Source organism: Ornithinimicrobium sp. CNJ-824 (assembly GCF_001942405.1).
In the GTDB taxonomy this organism is placed as follows: domain Bacteria; phylum Actinomycetota; class Actinomycetes; order Actinomycetales; family Dermatophilaceae; genus Ornithinicoccus; species Ornithinicoccus kibberensis.
On record NZ_MKKA01000011.1, the window covers coordinates 81,363 to 103,656 of the forward strand.

At 71.9% G+C, this 22,294-nt stretch carries 26 protein-coding genes and 2 tRNA genes; 9 read left to right on the forward strand and 19 right to left on the reverse strand.

Annotation, left to right across the window (positions count from 1 at the left end; genetic code table 11):
- Nucleotides 1–64: 64 nt before the first annotated feature.
- Entirely contained in the window at nucleotides 65–475 is a 411-nt protein-coding gene (locus BJF81_RS04765; protein WP_075957361.1) for a four-helix bundle copper-binding protein, read from the forward strand.
- A 69-nt stretch (nucleotides 476–544) separates the two neighbouring features.
- On the opposite strand, the gene BJF81_RS04770 is transcribed toward BJF81_RS04765, so the two are convergent.
- From BJF81_RS04770 to BJF81_RS04800, 7 genes are all read right to left on the reverse strand, one after another.
- Nucleotides 545–1,468: a potassium channel family protein gene (locus BJF81_RS04770; protein WP_237770026.1), complete on the reverse strand. Its 924-nt coding sequence runs from the start codon at nucleotides 1,466–1,468 to the stop codon at nucleotides 545–547.
- Nucleotides 1,469–1,511: 43 nt separating this feature from the next.
- Nucleotides 1,512–2,117, reverse strand: a complete 606-nt coding sequence (locus BJF81_RS04775; protein WP_202817428.1) for a DUF305 domain-containing protein — start codon at nucleotides 2,115–2,117, stop codon at nucleotides 1,512–1,514.
- Between the two features lie 68 nt (nucleotides 2,118–2,185).
- Nucleotides 2,186–2,479, reverse strand: coding sequence for an SHOCT domain-containing protein (locus tag BJF81_RS04780; RefSeq protein ID WP_075957362.1), 294 nt, complete (start codon nucleotides 2,477–2,479; stop codon nucleotides 2,186–2,188).
- 62 nt (nucleotides 2,480–2,541) lie between these two features.
- Entirely contained in the window at nucleotides 2,542–4,287 is a 1,746-nt protein-coding gene (locus tag BJF81_RS04785) for a multicopper oxidase domain-containing protein (RefSeq protein ID WP_342447079.1), read from the reverse strand.
- Nucleotides 4,288–4,339: 52 nt separating this feature from the next.
- A complete protein-coding gene (locus BJF81_RS04790) occupies nucleotides 4,340–4,759 on the reverse strand; it encodes a DUF305 domain-containing protein (RefSeq protein ID WP_237770027.1) in 420 nt (139 codons plus the stop codon).
- A gap of 240 nt (nucleotides 4,760–4,999) precedes the next feature.
- Entirely contained in the window at nucleotides 5,000–6,097 is a 1,098-nt protein-coding gene (locus BJF81_RS04795; RefSeq protein ID WP_075957622.1) for a sensor histidine kinase, read from the reverse strand.
- Nucleotides 6,098–6,183: 86 nt separating this feature from the next.
- A complete protein-coding gene (locus BJF81_RS04800) occupies nucleotides 6,184–6,906 on the reverse strand; it encodes a response regulator transcription factor (protein ID WP_075957363.1) in 723 nt (240 codons plus the stop codon).
- A gap of 132 nt (nucleotides 6,907–7,038) precedes the next feature.
- Between BJF81_RS04800 and BJF81_RS17900 the strand changes: the two genes are divergently transcribed.
- A complete protein-coding gene (locus tag BJF81_RS17900; protein WP_158068614.1) occupies nucleotides 7,039–7,212 on the forward strand; it encodes a hypothetical protein in 174 nt (57 codons plus the stop codon).
- 207 nt (nucleotides 7,213–7,419) lie between these two features.
- Here BJF81_RS17900 and BJF81_RS04805 read toward each other — a convergent pair whose 3' ends face one another.
- Nucleotides 7,420–7,632: a hypothetical protein gene (locus BJF81_RS04805; protein ID WP_075957364.1), complete on the reverse strand. Its 213-nt coding sequence runs from the start codon at nucleotides 7,630–7,632 to the stop codon at nucleotides 7,420–7,422.
- A gap of 330 nt (nucleotides 7,633–7,962) precedes the next feature.
- On the opposite strand from BJF81_RS04805, the gene BJF81_RS04810 reads away from it, so the two are divergent.
- Genes BJF81_RS04810 through BJF81_RS04820 form a run of 3 tightly spaced genes read left to right on the forward strand, consistent with a single transcriptional unit; the run spans nucleotide 7,963 to nucleotide 9,813 of the window.
- Nucleotides 7,963–8,208: a hypothetical protein gene (locus BJF81_RS04810; RefSeq protein ID WP_083664000.1), complete on the forward strand. Its 246-nt coding sequence runs from the start codon at nucleotides 7,963–7,965 to the stop codon at nucleotides 8,206–8,208.
- 1 nt (nucleotide 8,209) lies between these two features.
- A complete protein-coding gene (locus tag BJF81_RS04815) occupies nucleotides 8,210–9,286 on the forward strand; it encodes a cytochrome c biogenesis CcdA family protein (RefSeq protein ID WP_083664001.1) in 1,077 nt (358 codons plus the stop codon).
- The gene (locus BJF81_RS04820) at nucleotides 9,283–9,813 is read left to right on the forward strand and encodes a peroxiredoxin family protein (RefSeq protein WP_237770028.1); all 531 of its coding nucleotides are present in this window, start codon (nucleotides 9,283–9,285) and stop codon (nucleotides 9,811–9,813) included. The genes BJF81_RS04815 and BJF81_RS04820 overlap by 4 nt, the downstream gene beginning before the upstream one ends.
- 744 nt (nucleotides 9,814–10,557) lie before the next feature.
- Here the strand turns inward: BJF81_RS04820 and BJF81_RS04825 are convergent.
- A complete protein-coding gene (locus BJF81_RS04825; RefSeq protein ID WP_237770029.1) occupies nucleotides 10,558–11,685 on the reverse strand; it encodes a YihY/virulence factor BrkB family protein in 1,128 nt (375 codons plus the stop codon).
- A gap of 114 nt (nucleotides 11,686–11,799) precedes the next feature.
- A tRNA-Lys gene (locus tag BJF81_RS04830) sits at nucleotides 11,800–11,872 on the reverse strand.
- A gap of 105 nt (nucleotides 11,873–11,977) precedes the next feature.
- On the opposite strand from BJF81_RS04830, the gene tdh reads away from it, so the two are divergent.
- Nucleotides 11,978–13,030: an L-threonine 3-dehydrogenase gene (tdh, locus tag BJF81_RS04835; RefSeq protein ID WP_075957366.1), complete on the forward strand. Its 1,053-nt coding sequence runs from the start codon at nucleotides 11,978–11,980 to the stop codon at nucleotides 13,028–13,030.
- 10 nt (nucleotides 13,031–13,040) lie between these two features.
- A complete protein-coding gene (locus BJF81_RS04840) occupies nucleotides 13,041–14,231 on the forward strand; it encodes a glycine C-acetyltransferase (RefSeq protein WP_075957367.1) in 1,191 nt (396 codons plus the stop codon).
- Nucleotides 14,232–14,246: 15 nt separating this feature from the next.
- Here BJF81_RS04840 and BJF81_RS04845 read toward each other — a convergent pair whose 3' ends face one another.
- The 3 genes from BJF81_RS04845 to BJF81_RS04855 are packed head-to-tail and all read right to left on the reverse strand — an operon-like array spanning nucleotide 14,247 to nucleotide 16,467.
- On the reverse strand, nucleotides 14,247–15,149 hold the full coding sequence (locus tag BJF81_RS04845; RefSeq protein WP_075957368.1) for an alpha/beta fold hydrolase: 903 nt from the start codon (nucleotides 15,147–15,149) through the stop codon (nucleotides 14,247–14,249).
- A gap of 13 nt (nucleotides 15,150–15,162) precedes the next feature.
- Nucleotides 15,163–16,146, reverse strand: a complete 984-nt coding sequence (gene corA / locus BJF81_RS04850) for a magnesium/cobalt transporter CorA (protein ID WP_075957369.1) — start codon at nucleotides 16,144–16,146, stop codon at nucleotides 15,163–15,165.
- 42 nt (nucleotides 16,147–16,188) lie between these two features.
- Entirely contained in the window at nucleotides 16,189–16,467 is a 279-nt protein-coding gene (locus BJF81_RS04855; RefSeq protein WP_075957370.1) for a DUF3618 domain-containing protein, read from the reverse strand.
- An 88-nt stretch (nucleotides 16,468–16,555) separates the two neighbouring features.
- Between BJF81_RS04855 and bcp the strand changes: the two genes are divergently transcribed.
- Together bcp and BJF81_RS04865 are read left to right on the forward strand one after the other, a co-directional pair.
- On the forward strand, nucleotides 16,556–17,029 hold the full coding sequence (gene bcp, locus BJF81_RS04860; protein ID WP_075957371.1) for a thioredoxin-dependent thiol peroxidase: 474 nt from the start codon (nucleotides 16,556–16,558) through the stop codon (nucleotides 17,027–17,029).
- Between the two features lie 22 nt (nucleotides 17,030–17,051).
- Nucleotides 17,052–17,131: transfer RNA gene (locus BJF81_RS04865), tRNA-Leu, on the forward strand.
- A gap of 25 nt (nucleotides 17,132–17,156) precedes the next feature.
- On the opposite strand, the gene BJF81_RS04870 is transcribed toward BJF81_RS04865, so the two are convergent.
- The 6 genes from BJF81_RS04870 to BJF81_RS19140 form a co-directional block, all read right to left on the reverse strand.
- Complete coding sequence (locus tag BJF81_RS04870) at nucleotides 17,157–18,011, reverse strand: PhzF family phenazine biosynthesis protein (RefSeq protein ID WP_075957372.1); 855 nt, start codon at nucleotides 18,009–18,011, stop codon at nucleotides 17,157–17,159.
- Nucleotides 18,008–18,961: a homoserine kinase gene (locus tag BJF81_RS04875; protein ID WP_075957373.1), complete on the reverse strand. Its 954-nt coding sequence runs from the start codon at nucleotides 18,959–18,961 to the stop codon at nucleotides 18,008–18,010. Before BJF81_RS04875 ends, BJF81_RS04870 begins: the two co-directional genes overlap by 4 nt.
- Entirely contained in the window at nucleotides 18,961–20,055 is a 1,095-nt protein-coding gene (thrC, locus tag BJF81_RS04880) for a threonine synthase (protein ID WP_075957374.1), read from the reverse strand. Before thrC ends, BJF81_RS04875 begins: the two co-directional genes overlap by 1 nt.
- A 127-nt stretch (nucleotides 20,056–20,182) precedes the next feature.
- The gene (locus BJF81_RS04885) at nucleotides 20,183–20,731 is read right to left on the reverse strand and encodes a cupin domain-containing protein (RefSeq protein WP_075957375.1); all 549 of its coding nucleotides are present in this window, start codon (nucleotides 20,729–20,731) and stop codon (nucleotides 20,183–20,185) included.
- Nucleotides 20,732–20,811: 80 nt separating this feature from the next.
- A complete protein-coding gene (locus BJF81_RS21325) occupies nucleotides 20,812–21,939 on the reverse strand; it encodes an FAD-binding oxidoreductase (RefSeq protein ID WP_446740535.1) in 1,128 nt (375 codons plus the stop codon).
- Complete coding sequence (locus BJF81_RS19140) at nucleotides 21,822–22,223, reverse strand: FAD-binding protein (protein ID WP_446740536.1); 402 nt, start codon at nucleotides 22,221–22,223, stop codon at nucleotides 21,822–21,824. The genes BJF81_RS21325 and BJF81_RS19140 overlap by 118 nt, the downstream gene beginning before the upstream one ends.
- Nucleotides 22,224–22,294 lie beyond the last annotated feature (71 nt).

Sequence of the window (22,294 nt, forward strand, 5' to 3'; positions counted from 1 at the left end):
GCCGGCCCTGCACCAGATCCAGACACCGGCACCGACGCCGGACACGACGGAAGGGAGCAACACGATGACCCACCACGTGACCACGATGCTGAAGACCTACCCCAAGGACCTGGGGTCGATCGACCAGCAGAAGCTCGCCGAGTGCATCGAGGCGTGCTTCGAGTGCGCCCAGACCTGCACAGCCTGCGCCGACGCGTGCCTGGCCGAGGACATGGTGGCCGACCTGGTCACCTGCATCCGCAAGAACCTCGACTGCGCCGACGTCTGCGCCGCCACCGGCAACGTCCTGTCACGGCAGACCGGGAACAACCTCGAGACGACCCGGGCCGCGCTGGAGGCCTGCCGCACCGCCTGCCGGGCATGCGGCGAAGAGTGCGAGCAGCACGCCCAGATGCACGAGCACTGCCGGGTGTGCGCCGAGGCCTGCCGCCGCTGCGAGCAGGCGTGCGCCGACCTGCTCGCCAGCCTGGGCTGAACAGGTCGACGGGCGCCCGGTGCCCGGTGCCCGCTCCCGTGGGGTTGCTCCCGCGGGAGCGGTGCGGACTCAGGCGCGCGTTTCCTGGCCGTGGTCGGCCGCGTAGGCGGCGAACACCTCCTCGGGGTCGCCGCCGGTGTGCAGGAAGTTGTCGTCGAGCTCCGAGCTGAGCTGCTCGATCGCCAGTGACAGCTGACGCCCGCTGCGTCGCACGATCGTCTGCGACGAGGCCAGGGCCACGTCGCACAGCTGGAGCGCGTAGGGCAGCTGGCGTGCCAGCGCGAGGTCGGGCTCGCTCTCCTGGAAGTAGAAGCCCTCACTGTGCTGGGCGAAGTCGATGCGCACCTTGAGCACCTCGGCTGCGAGGGTGTCGAGCACCCGGGTCATCACCGCGGCGTCCTCGTCCTCCACGCTCTGCGCCCAGTCGCTGTCGGCCAGGCCCTTGAGCTCCAGGGCGAGGGAGCGACGACGGGACAGGGGCGGGTAGATCTGCGTGAACCACGTCAGGGCGGCGGTGAGCAGGGCGAACCCGGTGAGGGCCTGCAGGGGTGAAGCCGTCCGGATCCACAGGTCGGTCGCCACCATGTCCCCGTAGCCCAGGGTGGACAGCGTGACCGCCGACAGGTACACGGCCTCCAGGACGTCCGGGTAGTCCGAGGGATCCACCCCGGAGGAGTACATGAACCCCTCGGGGACGTGCGGCAGATAGATCAGTGCCCACCCGAGCAGCTGCAGCAGCACCCACAGCAGGATGACCAGGACCATCGCCAAGGGCCCCACGGTCGAGCCCAGGCGGTGCCCGGTCGCCCTGGAGATCCGCCACGCCCCGACCAGCACCAAGCGGCTCAGACGCCCCTGCCCGGTCGGGTGCAGCAGGGTGTGGAACATGTCGTGGAGACCGATCACGATCACCACGATCCCGGCGACGGTCGCCAGCACCTCCATCACCATGCGCCTCCCCCGGTGGTAGGCCTCCCGGTCTGCCGTCGGCACCAGCGAAGGAAGGGCACCTGTCCTGTCCCACGGGAGCTGAACCTCACGGGTTCGCCTCGAATTCCGGTACCGGGCGCTGCTCGGCCTCCTCGGTGGTGGTCACCGCGCCGTTCTGCTCGATGTCCTCCACGAGCCACTTCATCTCGGCGATCTCCTTGCGCTGGGCCTCGATGATCTCGTCGGCCAGCTCGCGCACGCGGACGTCGTCGATGTCGGCGCGCTCGCTGGTGAGGATGGCGATCGAGTGGTGGGGGATCATCCCGTTCATGTACGCCTGGTCCTCCACGAAGGTCTGGGACCGGGACAGCCACAGCGCGGTCAGGCCCAGGACGAGGGCACCGGCGATGATGGCGAGGTTGATCGTGACGTTCTTGTACATCATCCCCCACATGAAGCCGAGCATGATGATGGCCATCGCCGAGCCCATGAGCAGGGCCATGTAGACCCGCTCCTCGCTGAACGTCATGTGCGCCCAGGTCCAGGCGTTGGTGTAGGTCAGCAGGAACATCGTCACCGTCGAGGTGGTGATCATCGCGGCGAAGATCAGGTACATCTTCCGCTCGTGCTTCTTGTGCTGGTGCTGGTCCTGCTCGGACTGCTCGTGGGGGGAGGACTCGTGCTGGTCGTGCTGCTCGTGGGGGCTGGACATCATCGGTTCCTTCACGATCGGTCAGGGGTGGTGCGGTCAGGGGGGCACGGCGCGAGGGCAGGTCGGGCTCAGCCGTCCGGCTCGTCGAGGCGTCGGCGACGCTCCAGGTAGTCCTGCTCGTCGATCTCGCCGCGGGCGTAGCGCTCGTCGAGGATCCGGCGCGCCGCGGACCTACGGCCGGAGGCGCTCGCCTCCTCGGGCGCGTGCGCCGGTGGCTGGTCGACCGGTCCGCCTGTGCGGGCCCGGTCGCCGCCGGAACGGACCAGCAGCGCCACGACGGCCACGGTGGCGATGATGATCAGCAGCCACACGACCCACATCCAGCCCATGCCCATGCCCATCCCCCATCCGTTGCCATACATTCCTTCTCCTTCCGGTCGTGGTGGTGTCGGTCGGTCGGTGGGTCAGCTCTTGCCGGGCGGGGTCACCGGGCCTGGATCGTGCCCATCATGCCCAGGTCCTCGTGGTCCAGGATGTGGCAGTGGTAGACGGTCCGCCCACCGAAGTCGGCGAACCTGATGCGGACGGTGACCTCGCCGCCGGCGGGGACGTTGACCACGTCCAGCCACAACGGCTCCTCGGGGCGCCGTCCGTCCACGTCCATGACCTGCATCGGCCACACGTGCAGGTGGAAGGGGTGGTCCAGCGGGCCCACGTTGCCGATGGTCCACTCCTCGACGGTGCCCAGCCGCACCTGCTGGTCGACCCGGTCGGGGTCGAACGAGCGTCCGTCGATGGTGAAGTCCATCATCCCGCCCGGTCCGCGGCCCCCGCTCATCATGCCGCCGCCCATCATCCCACCCATGCCCATCTCCATGGTCAGCTCCCGGCGCCGGTCGACGTCGACGTCGCGCAGGTCGGCGAGCGGACCGTCCGGACCACCGGGGAGCCCGCCGGCGCCGCCCTCGCCGGACCCGCCGGCCCCCGACCCGCCGTCCCGGCCGACCTCGAGGTGGGCCAGGAGCTGCTCGGCGTCCTCGGGGCCGACCGCGCCGCCCATCATCTGGCCGCGGTCCACGGGTGCGGCGACCAGTTCGGCGTCGCCCTCGGTCAGGTCCACGAGCAGGTCCATCCGGTTGCCCGGGGCTAGCACGACCTCCTCCAGGCCCACAGGCGTCGTCAGCCGGCCCACGTCACGGCCCACGACCTGCCCGTCGGCACCCTCGCCCCGCAGGCGCAGCGAGACGAAGCGGGAGGAGCAGGCGTTGACCACCCGCCAGCGCTCCCGCTCGCCCGCCCGGCCGCGCAGCCGGGGCTCGAGCTGGCCGTCCACCAGGACCCGCTCGCCCTCGCGGCCCATCATCCGCTCCGGCATCGAAGGACCCACGACGGATCCGTCCTGGGACAGGGTGATGTCGGAGACGACCAGGACCCGCTCCCGGTCCACGGCCGGCGGGTCGTCCTCCTCCACGACGATCGCGCCGTAGAGGCCGGCGAACAGCTGGTCGGCCACGCTCCCGTGGTGGTGCGGGTGGTACCAGTACACCCCCGCCGGGTGGTCCTCGGGCAGCTGGTACTCGTACTGGTGGGCCTCCCCGGGCCCGACCTGCACGAAGATGTTGTCACCGTTCCCCTCGGGGGTGACGTGCAGCCCGTGCACGTGCAGGTTGGTGACATGGTCCAGCTGGTTGTCCAGCTCGATCCGCAGCAGGTCACCGGGCCGCAGCCGCAGCGTCGGGCCCGGCACCCCACCGTTGTAGCCCATCGTCCTGGCCGACCGACCGGCCACCTCGTGCGTGCCGAACCTGGCCTGCAGCTGCACGTCCAACCGGCCGTCGCTGCTGGCCAGCACCTCCGGCTCCACCAGCTCGCCCCCGGGATCCCCCGGCGCCCCCGGGGTCGTCAGCTCGCGCCACAGGCCGGTCCCGCCCACGACCGTGCTCACCACGCCCAGACCCCCCAGGGTCAGGGCGGTCCGCCGGCTGACCGACCTCACGACCCGTCCTCCCCCCCGGGCCAGCACGGCCCGACGCTCCTCGTACTCCTGCGTGCTCAGCTCTCCAGCGGCGTACCGCTCGTCCAGGACCTGCCTCGCCCGCGGCCCGCCGGAAGACGTTCGAAGGTCCGCGCCGCCGGAACCATCTGCCAGGCCACCAGCCAGCACGCGCACGGCCGTGTAGCCGAGCAGCGCGACCCCGACCACCAGCAGGACCGACCACAACCAGGTCACCGGGTCAGGCTCCGCCGTCGTGGAGGTGCTCCACCATGCATGTCAGGTCCTGTCACAGGTCCTCCAGCATCTGTTCCATCACGTCGATCTCGGCCTCCTGGTCGGCCACGACCTGCTGCGCCAGCTCTTGCGCGTCGGGGTCCTGCCCGTCGGTCAGAGCCCCTTCGGCCATCAGGATGGCCCCACGGTGGTGCTCGATCATCAGCTCCAGGAACCGGCGGTCGAACTCCTGCCCGGAGTGCGACTCCAGCTCGGCCATGGCCTCCTGCTGGGTCATCCCCTCCATCTGCATCGTCGTGCCCATGTCCCCGTGGCCCATGTCGGCCATGTCGTCCTCGGGCGCGGGTGGCTCACCCCAGGCCTGCAGCCAGGTGTGCATGAGCTCGATCTCGGGGCCCTGAGCCGCCTCGATCTGCCCGGCCAGGTCCTGCACCTGCGGGGTGGCGGCGCGTTCCTGGGCCAGCTGGGCCATCTCGACGGCGCCTCGTGGTGCACGATCATCTGCTGGGCGAACTGGGTGTCCATCGCGTTGTGCGAGGTCTGCACCGCCGCCGTCGCCGTCGCCGTCAGGGTCGGCGGGTCGTCGTCGGTCCCGGTCTGGCTGCTGCAGGCACCGAGCACCAAGGTCAGCGCGAGGGTGGCGGTCAGGACTGGTCGCGGTGCTGAGAAGGTCACGAGGGTCCACCCTGCACCGCTCACCTGCCGGGAAGCCTCAGGTTCGATGGAGATTCGATGGAGATCCCAGGGGCAGGGCCAGGCGGAGGGTCGCCCCCGTCCCCGGCCCGTCGCTGGCGGCGGACAACGTGCCCCCGTGGGCTTCCACGATGGCCCGGCTGATGGTCAGCCCGATGCCCGAGCCGGACCGGTCCCGGTCGCGCGCGCTGTCGCCACGGAAGAACCGCTCGAAGACGTGCGGCAGCTGGTGGGCGGGGATCCCCTCACCGTCGTCGACGATCTCGACCACCGCCACCGCGCCGTCGCGGACGGCCCGCACCGTGACCTGGCCACCGGGCGCCGTGTGCCGCAGGGCGTTTCCGAGCACGTTGGTCAGCACCTGGCCCACCCGTACCGGGTCCACGTCGACCACCAGGTGCGGGCCTGCGGCCGGGTCCACGTCGACGAGCAGATCCACCTGCTTGCGGGCGTACGCCTCCCGCATCGTCTCGGCAGCCAGGCGCAGCAGGTCGGGCACAGCCACCGGTCGCCGGTCCAGGAGGAGACGTCCCTCCTCGGCCCTGGACACCTCGTCGATGTCCTGGGCCAGCCGGGCCAGCCGGTCGGTCTGCTCGGCCAGCACGGCCCGGGTCTCCGGTCCCGGCGGCACCAGGCCGTCCGAGAGGCCCTCATGGTATGCCGTCAGCGTGGCGATCGGGGTGCGCAGCTCGTGGGCCAGGTCGGACAGCAGTCGCCGCCGCGTGTCCTCGACCCCTTCCAGGCGGGCAGCCATCACGTTGAACGCCTCGGCCAGCGTGTCCAGCTCGGTGCCCGAACCGACGTCGGGCACCCGGGCGTCGTAGTGGCCCCGCTCCAGCTCCTGGGCGGCGTCCGTCAGGTCGGCCAGGGGCCGGCGCAGCAGCCGGGTCAGGAACCAGGTGACCCCACCCGCCGCCAGCAGAGAGATCAGCAGCCCCAGGCCCACCGCGAGCAGCGAGGCGTCCCGGTAGGCCAGCTCAACGTGCACCATCTCCGACGCCCCCTCCGGCAGGCCAGCCCGGAGCAGGTGCTCGTGGAAGATCGGCGGTCCGACGACCGCAGCGACCAGTCCTACGGTCAGGGCACCAGCCACGAGCACGACGGCCTGTCCCACCAGCAGACGGGTCGCCAGTCCGGCCCTCCGGAGGACCCACGTCTCTTCCCGAGGGGCCCGCCGCGTTCGTCGAGGGGGCAGGTCCGTGCTCATCCCGGTCCCATCCGGTAGCCGACCCCCCGGACGGTAGCCACGTAGCGACCCTCCTCAGGGGCGTCGCCCAGCTTCCTGCGCAGGTGGGCGATGTGGCTGTCCACGAGATGTTCGTCACCCACCCAGCCGCCACCCCAGACCTCTTCGATCAGCTGGCGTCGGGAGAAGGCGGTCCGCGGGCGGGAGGACAGGGTCAGCAGCAGGTCACGCTCGGTCGGCGTCAGGTCCACCGGTCGCCCCGCCAGCCGCACCTCCAGACCCGCCTGGTCGACCTGCAGGTCACCGAACACCCGCATGGGCTCCACCGGGTGGTCCCCGCGGGAGCGGCCTGCCCGGGGTCGGCGGAGCATGGTCTGCACCCGGGCCACCAGCTCGCGCACGCTGAACGGTTTGGTCACGTAGTCGTCCGCGCCCACCGACAACCCGATCAAGGTGTCCACCTCGTCGGCCCGGGCGGTCACCACCACCACATAGCAGTCAGAGAAGGTCCGGATCCGGCGCAGCACCTCCACCCCGTCCATCCCCGGCAGCCCCAGGTCCAGGACGACCACGTCCGGGTCCTGGGCGCGCGCGGCCTCGACGGCCTCGGGGCCGGTGTGGACGACCGAGGTGCCGTAACCGGCCCGGGACAGGTAGCTCGAGACCACGCCCGCCAGTGCGCGCTCGTCCTCGACGATCAGGACACGGGCTTGATGGGCAGGGGAGTTCGTCACGGACATGCCCGCATCATCGCGCACCCGGGAGCGTGGCCCCGCCAGAACCTTCATCGAACCTACAGGCATCGCACGCAACAGACGCAGCAGACGGGACGAGACTCGCTGCGAGGTGGACCCCCGACCTGAGGAGAAGCGATGATCTGGAGCGGTATCGGCCTGACCACGCTGCTGGTCACGATCATGCTCACCGTCGCCCTCTGGACCACGGTCCTCATCACCGTCCGGGCTCTCCTGCCCCGCGGACGCTCCTCACGGAGGGGCCCGGACCTGGGCACGCGCCGACGCCGGACCGCCGGTCCCCCTCAGTGATGCTCCCGTGATCCGCCGGCGTCCTCACCGAGGACGAGGGGCGCAGAGGACGCCCGTTCGGACGACGGCAGCGGAACCCGTTCGACTCGTGACGCTTCTGTCGCGTTGAACTGCTCGCAGCGCCGGTAGACCAGTCCATGAGGATCGACGACGACCGACTCCCGCACCGCCCGCACCGGCCCGCTGAGGGCGGTGCGGGCAGCAGGGTCAGGGCATCGGGTGCGCGTGGCTGTGCTCCCAGCCTGCTTTGCCCTGGTGCATACCCGGATTGTGCGATCCGTCGAAGCCCATCATCTGGGCGTGCATCTGCACGTGCTGACCGAACGCGGCGTTGTCGTCGTCCGCCTGGGCAGACCCGGCGACGACCAGCCCAGGACCTGCCAGGGCGACGACAGCGAAGACCTTGACGAACTTGTGCATGAGTGTCCTTTTCGCGAGTGGGCGACAGCCGGTCGGCTGCCGCCAGTCCGATCGTGACACCCGCGGTGGGGGCTGGTGGGCCGAGGACGAGTTTCTCCATCAAACCTTCGTGATCGGGGTGAGGAGTCCTTGCCCGCCACGGTCAACCGTCGGCGGGCAGGGCCGGGGAACCGGGAGCTTGTGGAGGTTGGTTGGAGGCACCCGTCGACCGAACATCAATTCTCCATGGGACCGCCGCAGATCCGCTGCCCCGGCACGTGAGGCTGGTCCGTGTCCAGCCTGAGGCCGCAGAGAGGAACACGCGTGACGACCACCAGTACATCCCGACCCGTGCAGATCGAGGTCGTGGACAGCCCTGGATGCCACTCGTGCGACGAGACGCACCGCGTGCTCAGCGGGCTCAAGAAGGACGGGTATCTCATCGAGGTCAGGTCCTTCGACGCCCGCACCGCACCGGGTCAGGACCGGATGCAGGAGCACCGGGCCGGGCTCACCCCGCTGGTGCTCGTCGACGGGGCCTTCTTCAGCCAGGGCGGGGTGTCCCGCCGCGAGCTGATCACCCTGCTGGAGAACTGAGATGGGAGAGCTGCTCACCACCGGTTCGGTGCTGGCCGCTTTCCTCGCCGGAGGGGTGGCCCTCTTCGCCCCCTGCTGCATCGTGTTCCTGGCCCCCAGCTACCTCGCCGCGGCCGTCAAGAACCGGCGGTGGCGACTGCTCCCCCTCACCTTCCTGTTCGCAGCCGGTCTGGGCCTGGTCATGGTACCGATCACCCTGGGCATCGGCCTGGTCGCCTCCGCGGTCGCGAACTACCACACCCCGCTGTACTACGCCGGCGGCGCGCTCATGCTGGCACTCGCCGCAGTCAGCCTCTCCGGGCGCATGCTCACCCTCCCCGCCTCGCTGCGCGCGCCCGACACCCGGGGCGGCGACGGGCTCAGCTTCTTCAGCCTCGGCGTGTTCTCCGGCATCGCCAGCAGCTGCTGCGCCCCCGTCCTGGCCGGGGTCATGACCCTCTCGGCTCTCTCCGGATCCGCCGTCGGAGGTTTCGCCCTCGGTCTGGCCTACACCTTCGGGATGGTCTTCCCCCTGTTCGTCATGGCCCTGTTCTGGGACCGCTTCCGCCTGGGGGAGCGACGCTTCCTACAGGCACGCCCCGTCCGGCTGCAGCTCGGCGGCCGGGTCCTGGCCACCAACTCGATCAACATCGTGGTGGCGGCCGCCTTCACCGCGATGGGCATCTTCGTGATCTACCTCGCCGGCACCGGGACGATGACCAGCGGCCCGGAGTCCCAGGTCGAGATCGGCCAGGGCCTCGCCGGTCTGTTCGACCGCTTCGAGCAGTGGGTCTCCCCGCTGCCGGAGCCCTTGCTGGGCCTTGGCGTGATGGCGCTGGCCGCCGTCTTCGTCGTCGCGACCCTGCGTGACCGACGGCGCCCGCAGGCGAGCCCCGTCAGAAAGAGGGCGTCTCCGAGGCCGACGCCCCCGCCGACACCTGCCACCACGCGCCGGCGCTGCACACCGGTGCCGTCCCCGACGACGCAGAACACCGCTGAGGAGAAGACGTGTCCACCAGAGCCGCCCGCGAGTCCCGTCTCGCCAGGATCGAGGCGCAGGAGCAAGAGGCCGAGAAGCGCCGACGACGACGCCGGTTGACCGTCATCAGCGTCGCGCTCCTGGCCGTGGTCACCGTGGTCTCGGCCATGCTGCTGACCTCACGCCCAGCCTCCGACGCCCAGGCCCGCCCGGCGCCCACCTTCACCCTGACCGACACCGACGGCCAGGTGGTCAGCCTGGAGCAGTTCCGCGGAAGCAACGTCCTCCTCTACTTCAACGAAGGTGCCGGTTGCCAGTCCTGCCTGGTTCAGATGGCCGAGATCGAGAAGGACGAGGACCTGTTCGCGGACCTGGACCTCACCGTCCTACCCATCGTCATGAACACCCGCGACCAGATCACCCGCGACATGCAGCTCAACGGGGTGCGCACGCCGTTCCTCCTCGACGACGGCACCGTGTCCGACGCCTACAACACCCTGGGCAAGGGCATGCACGCCGGACTGCCCGGCCACAGCTTCGTCCTCATCGACCGCAACGGCCAGCAGCGCTGGTACGGGGAGTACCCCTCCATGTGGCTCTCCCCGACAGACCTCCTCATACAGGTCCAGGAACACCTGCCCGCCTGACCCACCCGCTAGGCCGCATCCTCGAGCTCACGCTCGTGATCCTCTCGGTCATCACGCGAGCTTCCCCGCCGACCACGCCGGCGCGTCAGGCAAAAACCACCGCTTGGTGGACAGTCCCGACGGTGGCGTGACCACCAGCCTGCGGTGTGGCCAAGCCCGAGCTGGGGGCCTCCGCCGCGGCTCTCGTGTTGGCCGCGGCCCGAAGTTGATGCCACGTGGTGGACCTCTCGTACTCGACTGGTGGGACCTGCCCACGCTTGAGTGGAGCTGGCCCTCCTTGCACAAGTCCACCCAGCCGGCATTCGCGTACGCGACCTCACGCCCTGCACCCATTCGAGCCGGCGGCACCTGTCGGCCACGTCATGCATTCTGAGATCCTGACGGCCTGCGGAGCCGCTGGCCTTCCGCCAAGTCCGTACACGCCATGGTCGACTCCGGGGTGCCAGTGCGTCGGGGGCACCACCGGGATGCGTAGACATCGGCTCCTGGCCGAGGGTGGCTTCGCTCTGCTGCTTGCCCGAGGGGCCGTCACGAGCGGTGTGACAGCCACCATGGCGGCAGGCGTCACTAGCAGTCTCAACTGGCACACTACTGCCACACCGGGAGCGTTTCGACTGTATGCCCAGGTCAAACGCTTGCGGGTTATACTCCCGTCACTCACCCCGAGGTCCTCGTCGAGGACAGCAGCAGACCCCCGGGCCGTCGGCCCGGGGGTCTGCTGCGTCCGTGGGGTGGGCGGCCGGCTCAGACCTTGGGGCCGCTCTCGCGCCCGGGCAGTCCGGACTCCTTGCCGGAGTCCTTCAGCTGGCGGGCCGCCTTCATCCGCAGCTGGCGGGCCTCCCGCACCAGCGTGGCGGACTTCTCGGCCTTCTTCTCGGTGCCCTTGCTGTCCCGCGGGGGCAGCAGGATGGTCTCCTCGGCGGCCATGCCGGCCGCCAGCTCGCGCCCCCGCTCCAGCTCGGAGTCCAGCTCGGCGCCCAGGACCAGCACGTTGTTGATGATGAAGATCAGCAGGAGCAGGACGATGACACCACCGAGGGCTCCGTAGGTCGCGTTGTAGCTGCCGAAGTTGGCCACGTAGAAGCCGAAGGCGGCCGCGGCCAGGATCGACACGACCACCGCCAGGGCGGCACCGGGGCTGAGCCAGCGGAACTTCGGCTGCTTGATGTTCGGGGTGCCCCAGTAGAGCAGCGCCACGACGACGATGAGGATGAGCAGGATCACCGGCCACTTGGCGATGTTCCAGACCGTGGTGGCGGTGCCGGAGAGCCCGATCGCGCCGAAGACCAGCTTGGAGACGGTGCCGGACAGGGTCACCGACAGGACGATGGTGATGAGCAGCAGGAGGATGACCACGGTCAGGCCCACGAGCCAGGGCCGCAGCTTCCAGACCGGGCGCCCCTCCTCGACCTCGTAGACGTTGTTCATCATCCGGCTGAACGCGTTGACGTAGTTGGACGCCGACCACAGGGCACCGAGCAGACCGACGATCAGCAGGATCCCCGCTCCCCCGGCCTCGTCCATGCTGTTGAGGTACTGCACGACCGTCTCGATCGTGCCCTGCTGCAGCCCCAGCTCGGCGCCCAGGTCCTCGATGGCCGTCTGCGTGGCCTCGCCCTGGTCGAGGAAGCTCAGCGAGGTCGACAGGGCCAGCAGCATCGGCGCCAGCGACATGATCGCGAAGTAGGTCAGCGCGGCGGCCAGGTCGGGGCCGCCGTCCTCGCCGAACTCGGCGACGACCCGCTTGGCCACGGCCTTCCAGTCGGGCTTGTCCAGCTCGGCGGGGCTGTCGGGCCCCCGCTCCTCGGCCTGGTCGAAGGCCCCCTCCTGCTGGTCGCGGGCCATGGTCTCCCGGTGCTGCGTCTCACTCACGCGCCCCAGTGTGGCACGCAGGTCCGACCCCGGCAGGTCGGGTCGCCCCGTCCGGGGCCCGACCCGGGTATGCCGAAGGGCCAGGTCCGGGGGCGGACCTGGCCCTTCTCGCGGTGCGCCCACAGGGACTCGAACCCCGAACCCGCTGATTAAGAGTCAGCTGCTCTGCCAATTGAGCTATAGGCGCGACAGCCGACGACTGTAGCACCGGGGGCAGCCCCCGCCCAAAACGCGCGGGGGGGGGGCGGGCACCCGCACCCACGGGCGCGACGGCATACGCAAGGATGGGCCCATGCGCGCCCTGGTCAAGCCCCGTCCCGGTCCAGGCCTGGAGCTGATGGAGGTGCCCGAGCCCTCCCCGGGGCCGGGCGAGGTGAAGATCCGGGTGCTGCGGGCCGGGCTGTGCGGCACCGACCTGCACATCGAGTCCTGGGACGACTGGGCGGCCTCGATGCTGCGGCCGCCGCTGGTCGTGGGGCACGAGTTCTACGGGGAGGTCGTCGAGGTCGGCGAGGGGGTGCCCGACGACGAGCGCTACGGGCTGCGGCCCGGCCAGCGGGTCTCGGTGGAGGGGCACGTGGTGTGCGGGCACTGCCGCAACTGCCGGGCGGGCCGGCGGCACATGTGCGTCAACACCTCCAACCTGGGGGTGAACCGGGACGGGTGCTTCGCCGACTACGTCGTGGTGCCGCACTCCAACGTGTGGGTGCAGCCCGACCTCATCGACCCCGACCTGGGCGCGGTGTTCGACCCGCTGGGCAACGCGGTGCACACGGCGCTGTCGTTCCCGCTGGAGGGCGAGGACGTGCTCATCACCGGGGCCGGCCCGATCGGGGTGATGGCCGCCGCGGTCGTGCGGCACGCGGGTGCCCGGCACGTGGTCGTCACCGACGTCTCGGCCCCGCGGCTGAAGCTCGCCGCCGCCGCGGGGGCGGACCTGGTCCTCGACGTGTCGACGGAGCGCATCGCCGAGGCCCAGGAGCGGCTGGGGATGACCGAGGGCTTCGACGTGGTGCTGGAGATGTCCGGCAACCCGCGGGCGATGGCCGAGCTGATCGACAACTGCACGCACGGCGCGCGGGTGGCGATGCTGGGCCTGCCCTCGGAGCCCTACGCGATCGACTGGGGCAAGGTCATCACGCACATGATCACGCTCAAGGGCATCTACGGCCGGGAGATGTACGAGACCTGGTACAAGATGACCGCGATGCTGCAGACCTCGCAGGTGCTGCGCGACCGCGTCCGCTCGGTCATCACCCACCGTTTCCCGGCCGAGCAGTGGCAGGACGCCTTCGACGCGGCCCGCTCCGGCGAGGTCGGCAAGGTCATCCTGGACTGGAGCTGAAGGAGAAACCATGTATGCCGTCAAGGACCAGCTGCGCGCCGAGCTCGACCAGATCGAGGCCGACGGGCTGACCAAGCACGAGCGGCTGATCACCACGCCGCAGTCCTCCCACATCGCCACCACGGCCGGGGAGGCGCTGAACTTCTGCGCCAACAACTACCTGGGCCTGGCCGACCACCCGCAGATCGTCGACGCGGCCCGGAAGGCCCTGGACGACTGGGGCTTCGGGATGGCCTCGGTCCGCTTCATCTGCGGCACCCAGACCCAGCACCGCGAGCTGGAGACCGAGATCGCCGACTTCCTCGGCACGCAGGACTCGATCCTGTTCCCCTCCTGCTTCGACGCCAACGGCGGCATCTTCGAGGTGCTCCTCGGCCCGGAGGACGCGGTGATCTCCGACGAGCTCAACCACGCCTCGATCATCGACGGGGTGCGGCTGTGCAAGGCCAGCCGCTACCGGTACAAGAACCGGGACATGGACGACCTGCGCGCCCAGCTGCAGGCCGCGAGCGACCAGGGCGCCCGACGGACCCTGGTCGTCACCGACGGCGCGTTCTCGATGGACGGCTACCTCGCGCCGCTGCCGCAGATCTGCGACCTGGCCGAGGAGTTCGGGGCGCTGGTCATGGTCGACGACTCGCACGCCACCGGCTTTCTCGGCGAGGGCGGCCGCGGCACCCCCGAGCACTTCGGCGTGATGGACCGGGTCGACATCGTCACCGGCACCCTGGGCAAGGCGCTCGGCGGCGGCTCCGGCGGCTTCGTGGCCGCCCACACCGAGGTCGTCGAGCTGCTCAAGCAGCGGGCCCGCCCCTACCTGTTCTCCAACGCGGTGGCCCCCTCGGTCGTGGCCGGCTCCCTGGCCGCGCTGCGGCTGGCCCGCGACTCCGACGAGCCCCGGCGCGTGCTGCGCCGCAACGCCGAGCTGTTCCGCACGCTGATGACCGAGGAGGGCTTCGAGCTGCTCCCCGGCGAGCACCCGATCGTGCCGGTGATGTTCCCCGGCGAGGACGGCGCCCGTCAGGCCAGCCAGGTCGCCGACGCCATGCTCGCCGAGGGCGTCTACGTCATCGCCTTCTCCTACCCGGTCGTCCCCCGCGGCAGGGCCCGCATCCGGGTCCAGCTCTCCGCCGCGCACTCCGAGGAGGACGTGCGCGCCTGCGTCGCTGCCTTCGTCTCGGCCCGCGAGCGGGTCGGCTGAGCCGGGCCCGACTCCTCAGGCGGGGGCGCCGCAGCCCCCCGCGCCGCAGGCGCACCCGCCGAGGCCTCCGCCCCCTCCGCAGCCGTCGGTGTCGACGGCGGCGGAGGCCGCACGCAACTCCTGGTCGGTCAGCGGCGTCGCACCGAGCCGCTCCCCCAACGTCGCGAACACCTCGACAAGCCGGCGCACGTGCCACTGGGGCTCGTCCACCTCGTGCCGGTGCACCTGGGCACCGGTGAACCGGTCGGCCAGCCAGCCGGCGTGGCCGGCGGGACTCACGGCGGAGTCGGTGCCCCACCACACGTCCACGGGGCAGCGGACCACGGCCGGGTCGACGCCCCAGGGCTCCTGCGCCTGGGCCAGGTCCAGCACGATCCCCTCGGCCCCGGCGTCTGCGCCCAGCCCCAGCTCCAGCTGCTCGCGCAGGAAGACCGGGTCCTGCAGGGCCAGGGAGTGCAGCATCCGCTGCTGCTCGTCCAGGTCGCGCACCCACTCGTGCTGCTCCATCGCCGGGCTCCCCGCGTCTGGGGCGACCGGGGCCTGCGGCCACACCAGGGTCAGGGCCGCCACCCGCTCCGGGTGCAACGCCGCCAGCGCCACGGCGGCGGGGGTGGCGCCGCCCGCCGCCAGCAGCCCGACCGGCCCGTCCACGCCGGCGTGCGTGAGCACGTCGAGCACGTCCTGGGCCAGCTCGCGCGCCGGACGGACCTCGCCGCCGGGGGTGTCGCCATACCCGGGCCGGTCCACGGTGAGCACCCGCAGCCCCAGCGCACGCAGCGCGTCCCGGGCGGGCGTCGCGCTGAAGCGGGAGCCGGGGGTGCCGTGCAGGGCCACGACGGGGATGCCGTCGGCGGCTCCCTGGACGCGGTAGGCGGTCCCGCTGGTGGTGGTCGGCGTGCTGTCCGTGCTGGTGGTCACGGGGCCCATCGTCTCAGAGCCAGCCCGAGCGCTTGAACGACCGCCGGAGCAGGAGGACGGCGACCACCATGAGGAGCACGGCGAGCGGGTAGCCGAGCACCCAGTGCAGCTCGGGCATGTGGTCGAAGTTCATGCCGTAGACGCCGGCGATGAGCGTCGGGACGGCGATCATCGCCGCCCACGCCGAGATCTGGCGCATGTCGGCGTTCTGCTGGACCCCGATCTGCGACAGATGGGCCGAGAGCACGTCGGTGAGCAGCGCGTCGTAGCTGTCGATGCTGGCCAGGGTCGTGTCGAGGTGGTCGGCCACGTCGCGGAAGTGCAGCTGCAGCTCCGGCGAGGTCACCGGCCCGTCCGGCTCGCTCAGCTCGAGCAGGGGCCCGCGCAGCGGCAGCGCGGCCCGGCGGAACTCCAGCACCTCCCGCTTGAGCCGGTAGATGGTGCTCGAGTCGGTCCGGTTGCCGCCGCCGAAGACGTCCATCTCGATGGCCTGCAGGTCCTGCCCGACCTCGTCGTCGATCTCCCGGTAGGTGTCGACCACCTTGTCGAGCAGGCCGTGCAGCACCGCCAGCGGGCCCTCCCGCAGCAGCTGCTGCTCGTGCTGCTCGAGCCGGGCCCGGACGCTGTGCAGCGGGGCGGCGTCCCCGTGGCGGAGGGTGACCACGAAGTGGTCGCCGATGATCGCCATCACCTCGCCGGTCTCGATGTCCGAGGTCGCCTCGACGTAGCGCAGCGTCTTGACGACGGCGAAGACCGTCCCGTCGTAGCTCTCCACCTTGGCCCGCTGGTTGCCGTGCAGCACGTCCTCCACGGCGAGCGGGTGCAGCTGCAGCTCGCGCCGGACGAGGTCGAACTCGTCGGGTCCGGGGTCCTTGAGCCCGACCCACAGGAAGTCGGCGTCCGGTCGCCCGGGCTCCCGGAGCGCGGCCAGCTCGTCGCTGAGGTCGCCGCACGGGTGCCGGTCGCCCGACCGGTAGACGGCCTGGTCGACGATCACCGCGGGGCCCCGGTCACGGCATACCGGACCACCGGCGCCGGCTCAGCCCCGGTGGAAGGTGCGGCGCAGCACGCCGAGCAGCAGCGCGGCCCCCGAGACGCCGCCCAGGCCCATCGCCAGCCGGTCGTAGCGCGGGGTCCCGTCGGCCTGGAAGGCCGCGTCGTTGGCCTTGCCCTTGAGCGAGGCGACGGCGTTGGTCTTCAGGGTCTGCGGGTTGATCCGGTAGGTGAGCTCGTCGACCGTGCGGGACATCCGGCTGCGGGTCGCCGCGATGTCGGCCTCGATCTCCTGGGGGGACCGTGCGGGCTTCTTGTCGGCCATGTGCGTCCTCGTCCTGATGGGGTGGGCGTGCTGATCACCTGAGACGATAACTCAGAACCCCTGTTCCCGAACCTCGGAGGTGCACGTCATGACCCGTCTGGAGCCCGGACAGCCGGCCCCCGCCTGGACCCTGCCCACCGCCGACGGCGGCGAGCTGAGCCTGTCCGACCTCGCCGGCCGGAAGGTGATCCTCTACGTCTACCCCGCGGCGATGACGCCCGGCTGCACCACTCAGGCGTGCGACTTCCGGGACAACCTCGGTGTCCTCGAACGGGCCGGGTATGCCGTCGTCGGCATCTCCCCGGACTCCCCCGAGAAGCTGGCCCGGTTCGCCGAGAAGGAGGGGCTGACCTTCCCGCTCGTCGCGGACGAGTCGAAGGAGGTGCTCACCGCCTACGGCGCCTACGGGGAGAAGCAGAACTACGGGCGGACCGTCATGGGCGTGATCCGGTCGACCTTCGTGATCGACGAGGAGGGCCGGATCGAGCTGGCCCGCTACAACGTCAAGGCGAAGGGCCACGTGCAGATGCTGGCGCGGCAGCTGGGCGTCGAGCTGGGATGACCGCGGTTAGGCTGGTCCGCGCGCGCTCGTGGTGGAACTGGCAGACACGCAGGATTTAGGTTCCTGTGCTCCGGCGTGCGGGTTCGAGTCCCGCCGGGCGCACCGCCGACCCGGTATGCCGCGCCGCTCACCCGGGCAGGCGCACCGTGCCGGACACGGTCGTGACGGTGTCGCCCCCGACCCAGACCTGCCCGTCGCGCCGCTCGACGTGCACGCGCCCGTCCCGGTGACGGCGCATCCCCTGCCCGGCGACGTAGCGGTCCGGCAGCCGGCCCGCGCCGACCAGCCACTGGGCCAGCCCGGCGTTGAGGCTGCCGGTCACCGGGTCCTCCCCGAAGTCCGTGCCGTCGCCGTAGAAGGCCCTCACCTCGACGTCCTTGCCGACCGACGCCGGGTCCGGCCAGCGTCCGACCAGGCCCACCTTGAGCAGCCCGGCGAGCGCCGGGACCGGCTCGACGGCCAGCACCTCCTCGGCGGAGCCCAGCTCGATGCCGATCCAGCCCGGCCCGTTGTCCACCCAGGCCATCCCCAGCACCCGGGCGGGGTCCAGGTCGAGGGCCGCCAGGACCTCCTCGGCCCGGGCGGGGTCGACCTCGCCCGACCGGAGCAGCGGCGGGGCGGCGAACGCCAGCCGCTCCCCGCGGCGGACCGTGACCAGGCCCACGCCGCACTCCTGCACGACCCGCCCGGCGTCCCGCGGCACCCCGCCGGCCTCGAGCCAGGCGTGGGCGCTGCCGAGCGTGGGGTGTCCGGCGAAGGGCAGCTCGCCACCGGTGGTGAAGATGCGCACGCGGTAGTCGGCCGCGGGGTCCGTGGGCGGCAGGAGGAAGGTCGTCTCGGACAGGTTGGTCCACCGCGCGAACTGCGCCAGGGTCTGCTCGTCGAGCCCGTCGGCGTCGTGGACGACGGCGAGCGGGTTGCCGCGCAGCCCGTGCGCGCTGAAGACGTCGACCTGGCTGAACCTGCGGGGGGTCGTGGTCACGATCCGCTCCCTCCTGCCTCGACGACGAGCCCTTCCCGCGCCACGCCGGGGGTGCGCACCTGCCACGTCCGGCCCCACGAGCGGGCCTCGGCCACCACCACGTCCACGAGGTCGGTCGTGGTCAGGCACAGGACGGTCGGGCCCGCGCCGGAGACGACGGCCGCGTGCCCCAGGGAGCGGAGACGGTCGACGGCGCCCATGGTCGTGGGGTAGACGTCGCGCCGCTGCTCCTGGTGCAGCCAGTCCTGCGTGGCGTCGAGCAGCATCGAGGGGTCGGCCGTCAGCGCGTGCACGAGCAGGGCCGACCGGCCGGCCTGCCGGACGGCGTCCCCCCGGGGCACCTGCGGGCCCAGCACCGCCCGGGCGGTGGCCGTGTCCACCCGCGTCCCGCGGGGCCGCAGGACGACCGGCACGACGTCGGGGTGGAGCACCGGGCGTGCCGTGCGCACCACGGAAGCACCGGGCATCCAGGAGACGGTCAGCCCGCCGTACACGGAGGCCGAGGAGTTGTCCGGGTGCCCCTCGGCGACCCCGGCGGAGGCGTTGACCAGCGCCAGGTCGGCGGCCGTGAGCTCACCGCCGCGGACCAGCGCGAACCCCAGCCCCAGGCCGCCCACGATCGCCGCGGCCGAGGAGCCCAGCCCCGCCGACAGGGGGATCCGGTTCCGGCACGTCAGCCGCAGCCCGTAGCCCTCCAGCCACCCGTGCCCCCCGGCCTCCAGCGCCTCGCGCAGGTGGCGGGCGACGAGGTGGCCCTCGTCGACGGGCAGGTCGGCGGCCCCCTCCCCCTCGAGCACGACCTCCAGGCCCACGTCCGCGGGCAGCACCTGCACGGCATACCCGTCCCGGATCCCCAGCCCCAGCCCGACGGCGTCGAACCCGGGCCCCAGGTTGGCGGCGCTGGCCGGGACCGAGACCGAGACGGTCGCGCCGACGGGCGGCGGCGACATCACTCCAGCTCGAGCGCGCGGGCGGCGCTCACCACGTCGACCGGGACCCGCACGGGGTCGACGTCGGAGCCGTCGGCGCCCTTGAGGGCCCACTGGGGGTCCTTGAGCCCGTGCCCGGTCACCGTGCACACGACCGTGGCGCCGGCCGGGACGAGACCGGCCGCGTGCGCCTTGAGCAGCCCGGCGACCGAGGCCGCGGAGGCCGGTTCGACGAAGATCCCCTCGCGGGTGGACAGCAGCCGGTGCGCGGCGAGGATCTCCTCGTCGGTCACGCTGTCGATCAGGCCCCCGGACTCGTCCCGCGCGGCCTCGGCCTGGGCCCAGGAGGCGGGGTTGCCGATCCGGATGGCGGTGGCGATCGTCTCGGGGTGGTCGACGGGGTGGCCCAGCACGATCGGGGCGGCGCCGGCGGCCTGGAAGCCGAGCATGCGGGGCCTGCGCGTCGCGGGGGTGGTCCCCCCGGCACCGGGTGCGCCGGGGTCGGCGTACTCGGTGTACCCCCGCCAGTAGGCGGTGATGTTGCCCGCGTTGCCCACCGGCAGGCAGTGGAGGTCGGGCGCGTCGCCGAGGGCGTCCACGACCTCGAAGGCGGCGGTCTTCTGGCCCTCGATCCGGGCGGGGTTGACGCTGTTGACCAGCTCGACCGGGTAGGCCTCGGCCAGCTTGCGGGCCACGGTGAGGCAGTCGTCGAAGTTGCCGTCGACCTGGATGAGGGTGGCCCCGTGCGCGATCGCCTGGGACAGCTTGCCCATCGCGATCTTGCCCTCGGGCACGAGCACGCCGCAGGTCATCCCGGCCTTGGCCGCGTAGGCCGCCGCGCTGGCGGAGGTGTTGCCGGTCGAGGCGCAGATGACCGCCTTGGCCCCCTGGCGTGCGGCGTCGCTGATCGCGGCGGTCATCCCACGGTCCTTGAACGAGCCGGTGGGGTTGAGGCCCTCGTACTTGACGTGGACCTGCGCGCCGACGAGCTCGGAGAGGTGCTCGGCGGGGATGAGCGGGGTGCCGCCCTCGCGCAGGGTGACCACGGTCCCGGTGATCGTCGCGGGGAGTCGGTCGGCGTACTCGGCGATCACGCCGCGCCACTGGTGCGCCATGGGCAGTCCTCGAGGGTCCTGGGGAGGGGGCAGGTCAAGGGTATGCCGTGCGCGGGCGTGGTCCGGACGTGGGCCGGGCGGGCCCCTGCGCCCGCCCGGCCCGTCCGGGTCCGCCTGCACCGGCCCCTCAGTCGCACCACCCGTCCTGGACCGGCTCATTGCGCGTGGGGCCCTCGCCGGCGGGCACGTCGTAGAAGGTGGCGTAGAGCACGACGTCGGTGTCCCCGCCGTTCCACGCCGTGTGGACGATGGTGCCGGGGTCGACGAACGCCTCGCTGGTGCCGTAGAGCCGTTCGACGCAGTCCGTGCTCTGCTGGTAGGTCAGCTGCCCCTGCGCGACGGAGACGACGACCGGACCCGGGTGGGTGTGCCACTGGAAGGCCGCCCCCGGGGCCAGGTCGACCCGGGCCACGATGATGTCGCCGGGGTCCTTGAGGTTGAGCACCTCGGTGGGCCCGCCGTCCAGCGAGCGCTTGATCTTCACCTCGATGTCGTCCGGGAAGTCGGCGCGGCCGGCCAGGACCGTGACCTCCGGCCCCATGGCGGGGGCGGAGGCTCCCGGGTCGTCGGCCGACGCCCCGGACGTCCCCAGGGCGGCCAGGCCCGCGGAGGCGGCCAGGGCCAGCGTGGCGGCGCCGGCGGTGCGCCGACGACCTGTCTGCGTGGTGGTCTGCATGGTCGTTCTTCCTTCGTGCTGCTCCGGCCCGGTCCCGGGCCGTCCGGGCTCCTGCCCCTGCGACAGGAGCTGTCGTCCCGTCACCGGGACGTCTCCCCCGTCGCGGGGGGGATGTTCTGGTTGACCCGGAAGGTGTTCTCCGGGTCGTAGCGGGCCTTGACCCGCGTGAGCCGGTCGTGGTTGCCGCGGTAGGCGGCCTTGACCCGGTCCGCCCCCTCCTCCATGAGGAAGTTGACGTAGGCGCCCCCGGCCGCGGACGGTCGCAGCGCCTCCCAGTAGTCCCGGCTCCAGCCGGTGATGAGGTCTCGGTTGGCGGGGTCGGGGTCGATCCCGACGATGACGCCGGCCCAGCCGCCGGACCGGTGGGGGAAGGCGGTCGCGTCCTCGGCCACCCTGGCGACGGCGCCGTCGACCGGGTAGAGGTGCATCGTCGACAGGGCGCTGGGCAGTCGGGTGCCGTGCTGCACGTGCGTGCTGACCGCCTCGTCGGTGATCCGGTCGTAGAAGTCGGCCTTCCAGTACCACTGGTAGCCCGGCGGGTAGAGGGCGTCGAAGGCGCTCTGCAGCGCGCTGAAGGGCATGTCGTGCAGGCCCACGAGCAACGGCTCCCCGAAGGCCGCCAGCTCGTCGAGCACCTCCTGGCCCCGGTCGTGCGGGCCCGTCCAGCACCAGACGATGTCGCAGACGTGGCGGTCCCACAGGGCCTCCGGGAAGGGTGGCCCGGAGGGCACCCGCAGCATCCCGAGCCAGCCGCTGACCTCCTCCGGGAGGGCGGGCAGGACCTCGCGGTACCACCGCAGAACCTCGGCGGCGTCCGCCGCGTCGTAGAGCACGGGACCCCCCAGGACGATCCCGCCCTCGCCCACGGGGTGGGAGCGGAACCGGAAGGAGGTGACCACCCCGAAGTTGCCGCCGCCGCCGCGCAGCCCCCAGAACAGGTCCGGGTGCTCGTCCTCGGATGCGGTCACGACGGTGCCGTCGGCGAGCACGACCTGCGCCTCGAGGAGGTTGTCGACCGTCAGCCCGTAGCGGCGCGAGAGGTAGCCGATGCCGCCGCCGAGGGTCAGACCCCCGACACCGGTGGTGCTGATCAGCCCGGAGGGGACGGCCCGTCCGGCCGGCACGGTGACGTGGTCCACGTCGCCCCAGGTGGCCCCGCCCTGCACGCGGACCGTCCCGTCCGAGCGGTCCAGGTGGACGCCGCGCATGGCGACAGGTCCACGACGAGGGCGTCGTCCCAGACTCCGAGGCCGCCGGCGTTGTGGCCGCCGCCCCGGACGGCGACGGTCATCCCGTGCTCCCGGGCGAAGAGCACCGCCCGGGAGACGTCGACCTCGTCGGCGCACCGGGCGATCGCGGCGGGACGGCGGTCGATCATGCCGTTGTGGACGGCACGGGCAGCGTCGTAGCCGGCGTCCCCCGGGAGGATGACGCTGCCGCGCAGGAGCGTGGCGAGGGTGTCCACGGGTACGGCGGTCTGGGTGGCGGTCATGGGTTCTCCTGAGGTCGGCGTCCGACCGGGGTGGTCGGGCGAGCCACGCCCGACGCTAGGGAGGACACCGT

What these genes read in the sequence shown, in the direction of transcription:
- BJF81_RS04765 (WP_075957361.1), top strand. Translation starts at nt 65, where the DNA reads ATGACCCACCACGTGACCACGATGCTGAAGACCTACCCCAAGGACCTG.
- BJF81_RS04775 (WP_202817428.1), bottom strand. Translation starts at nt 2,117, where the DNA reads ATGTCCAGCCCCCACGAGCAGCACGACCAGCACGAGTCCTCCCCCCAC.
- BJF81_RS04780 (WP_075957362.1), bottom strand. Translation starts at nt 2,479, where the DNA reads ATGTATGGCAACGGATGGGGGATGGGCATGGGCATGGGCTGGATGTGG.
- BJF81_RS04790 (WP_237770027.1), bottom strand. Translation starts at nt 4,759, where the DNA reads ATGGCCCAGCTGGCCCAGGAACGCGCCGCCACCCCGCAGGTGCAGGAC.
- BJF81_RS04800 (WP_075957363.1), bottom strand. Translation starts at nt 6,906, where the DNA reads ATGTCCGTGACGAACTCCCCTGCCCATCAAGCCCGTGTCCTGATCGTC.
- BJF81_RS17900 (WP_158068614.1), top strand. Translation starts at nt 7,039, where the DNA reads ATGATCTGGAGCGGTATCGGCCTGACCACGCTGCTGGTCACGATCATG.
- BJF81_RS04805 (WP_075957364.1), bottom strand. Translation starts at nt 7,632, where the DNA reads ATGCACAAGTTCGTCAAGGTCTTCGCTGTCGTCGCCCTGGCAGGTCCT.
- BJF81_RS04815 (WP_083664001.1), top strand. Translation starts at nt 8,210, where the DNA reads ATGGGAGAGCTGCTCACCACCGGTTCGGTGCTGGCCGCTTTCCTCGCC.
- tdh (WP_075957366.1), top strand. Translation starts at nt 11,978, where the DNA reads ATGCGCGCCCTGGTCAAGCCCCGTCCCGGTCCAGGCCTGGAGCTGATG.
- BJF81_RS04840 (WP_075957367.1), top strand. Translation starts at nt 13,041, where the DNA reads ATGTATGCCGTCAAGGACCAGCTGCGCGCCGAGCTCGACCAGATCGAG.
- BJF81_RS04855 (WP_075957370.1), bottom strand. Translation starts at nt 16,467, where the DNA reads ATGGCCGACAAGAAGCCCGCACGGTCCCCCCAGGAGATCGAGGCCGAC.
- bcp (WP_075957371.1), top strand. Translation starts at nt 16,556, where the DNA reads ATGACCCGTCTGGAGCCCGGACAGCCGGCCCCCGCCTGGACCCTGCCC.
- BJF81_RS04875 (WP_075957373.1), bottom strand. Translation starts at nt 18,961, where the DNA reads ATGTCGCCGCCGCCCGTCGGCGCGACCGTCTCGGTCTCGGTCCCGGCC.
- thrC (WP_075957374.1), bottom strand. Translation starts at nt 20,055, where the DNA reads ATGGCGCACCAGTGGCGCGGCGTGATCGCCGAGTACGCCGACCGACTC.
- BJF81_RS04885 (WP_075957375.1), bottom strand. Translation starts at nt 20,731, where the DNA reads ATGCAGACCACCACGCAGACAGGTCGTCGGCGCACCGCCGGCGCCGCC.
- BJF81_RS21325 (WP_446740535.1), bottom strand. Translation starts at nt 21,939, where the DNA reads ATGCGCGGCGTCCACCTGGACCGCTCGGACGGGACGGTCCGCGTGCAG.
- BJF81_RS19140 (WP_446740536.1), bottom strand. Translation starts at nt 22,223, where the DNA reads ATGACCGCCACCCAGACCGCCGTACCCGTGGACACCCTCGCCACGCTC.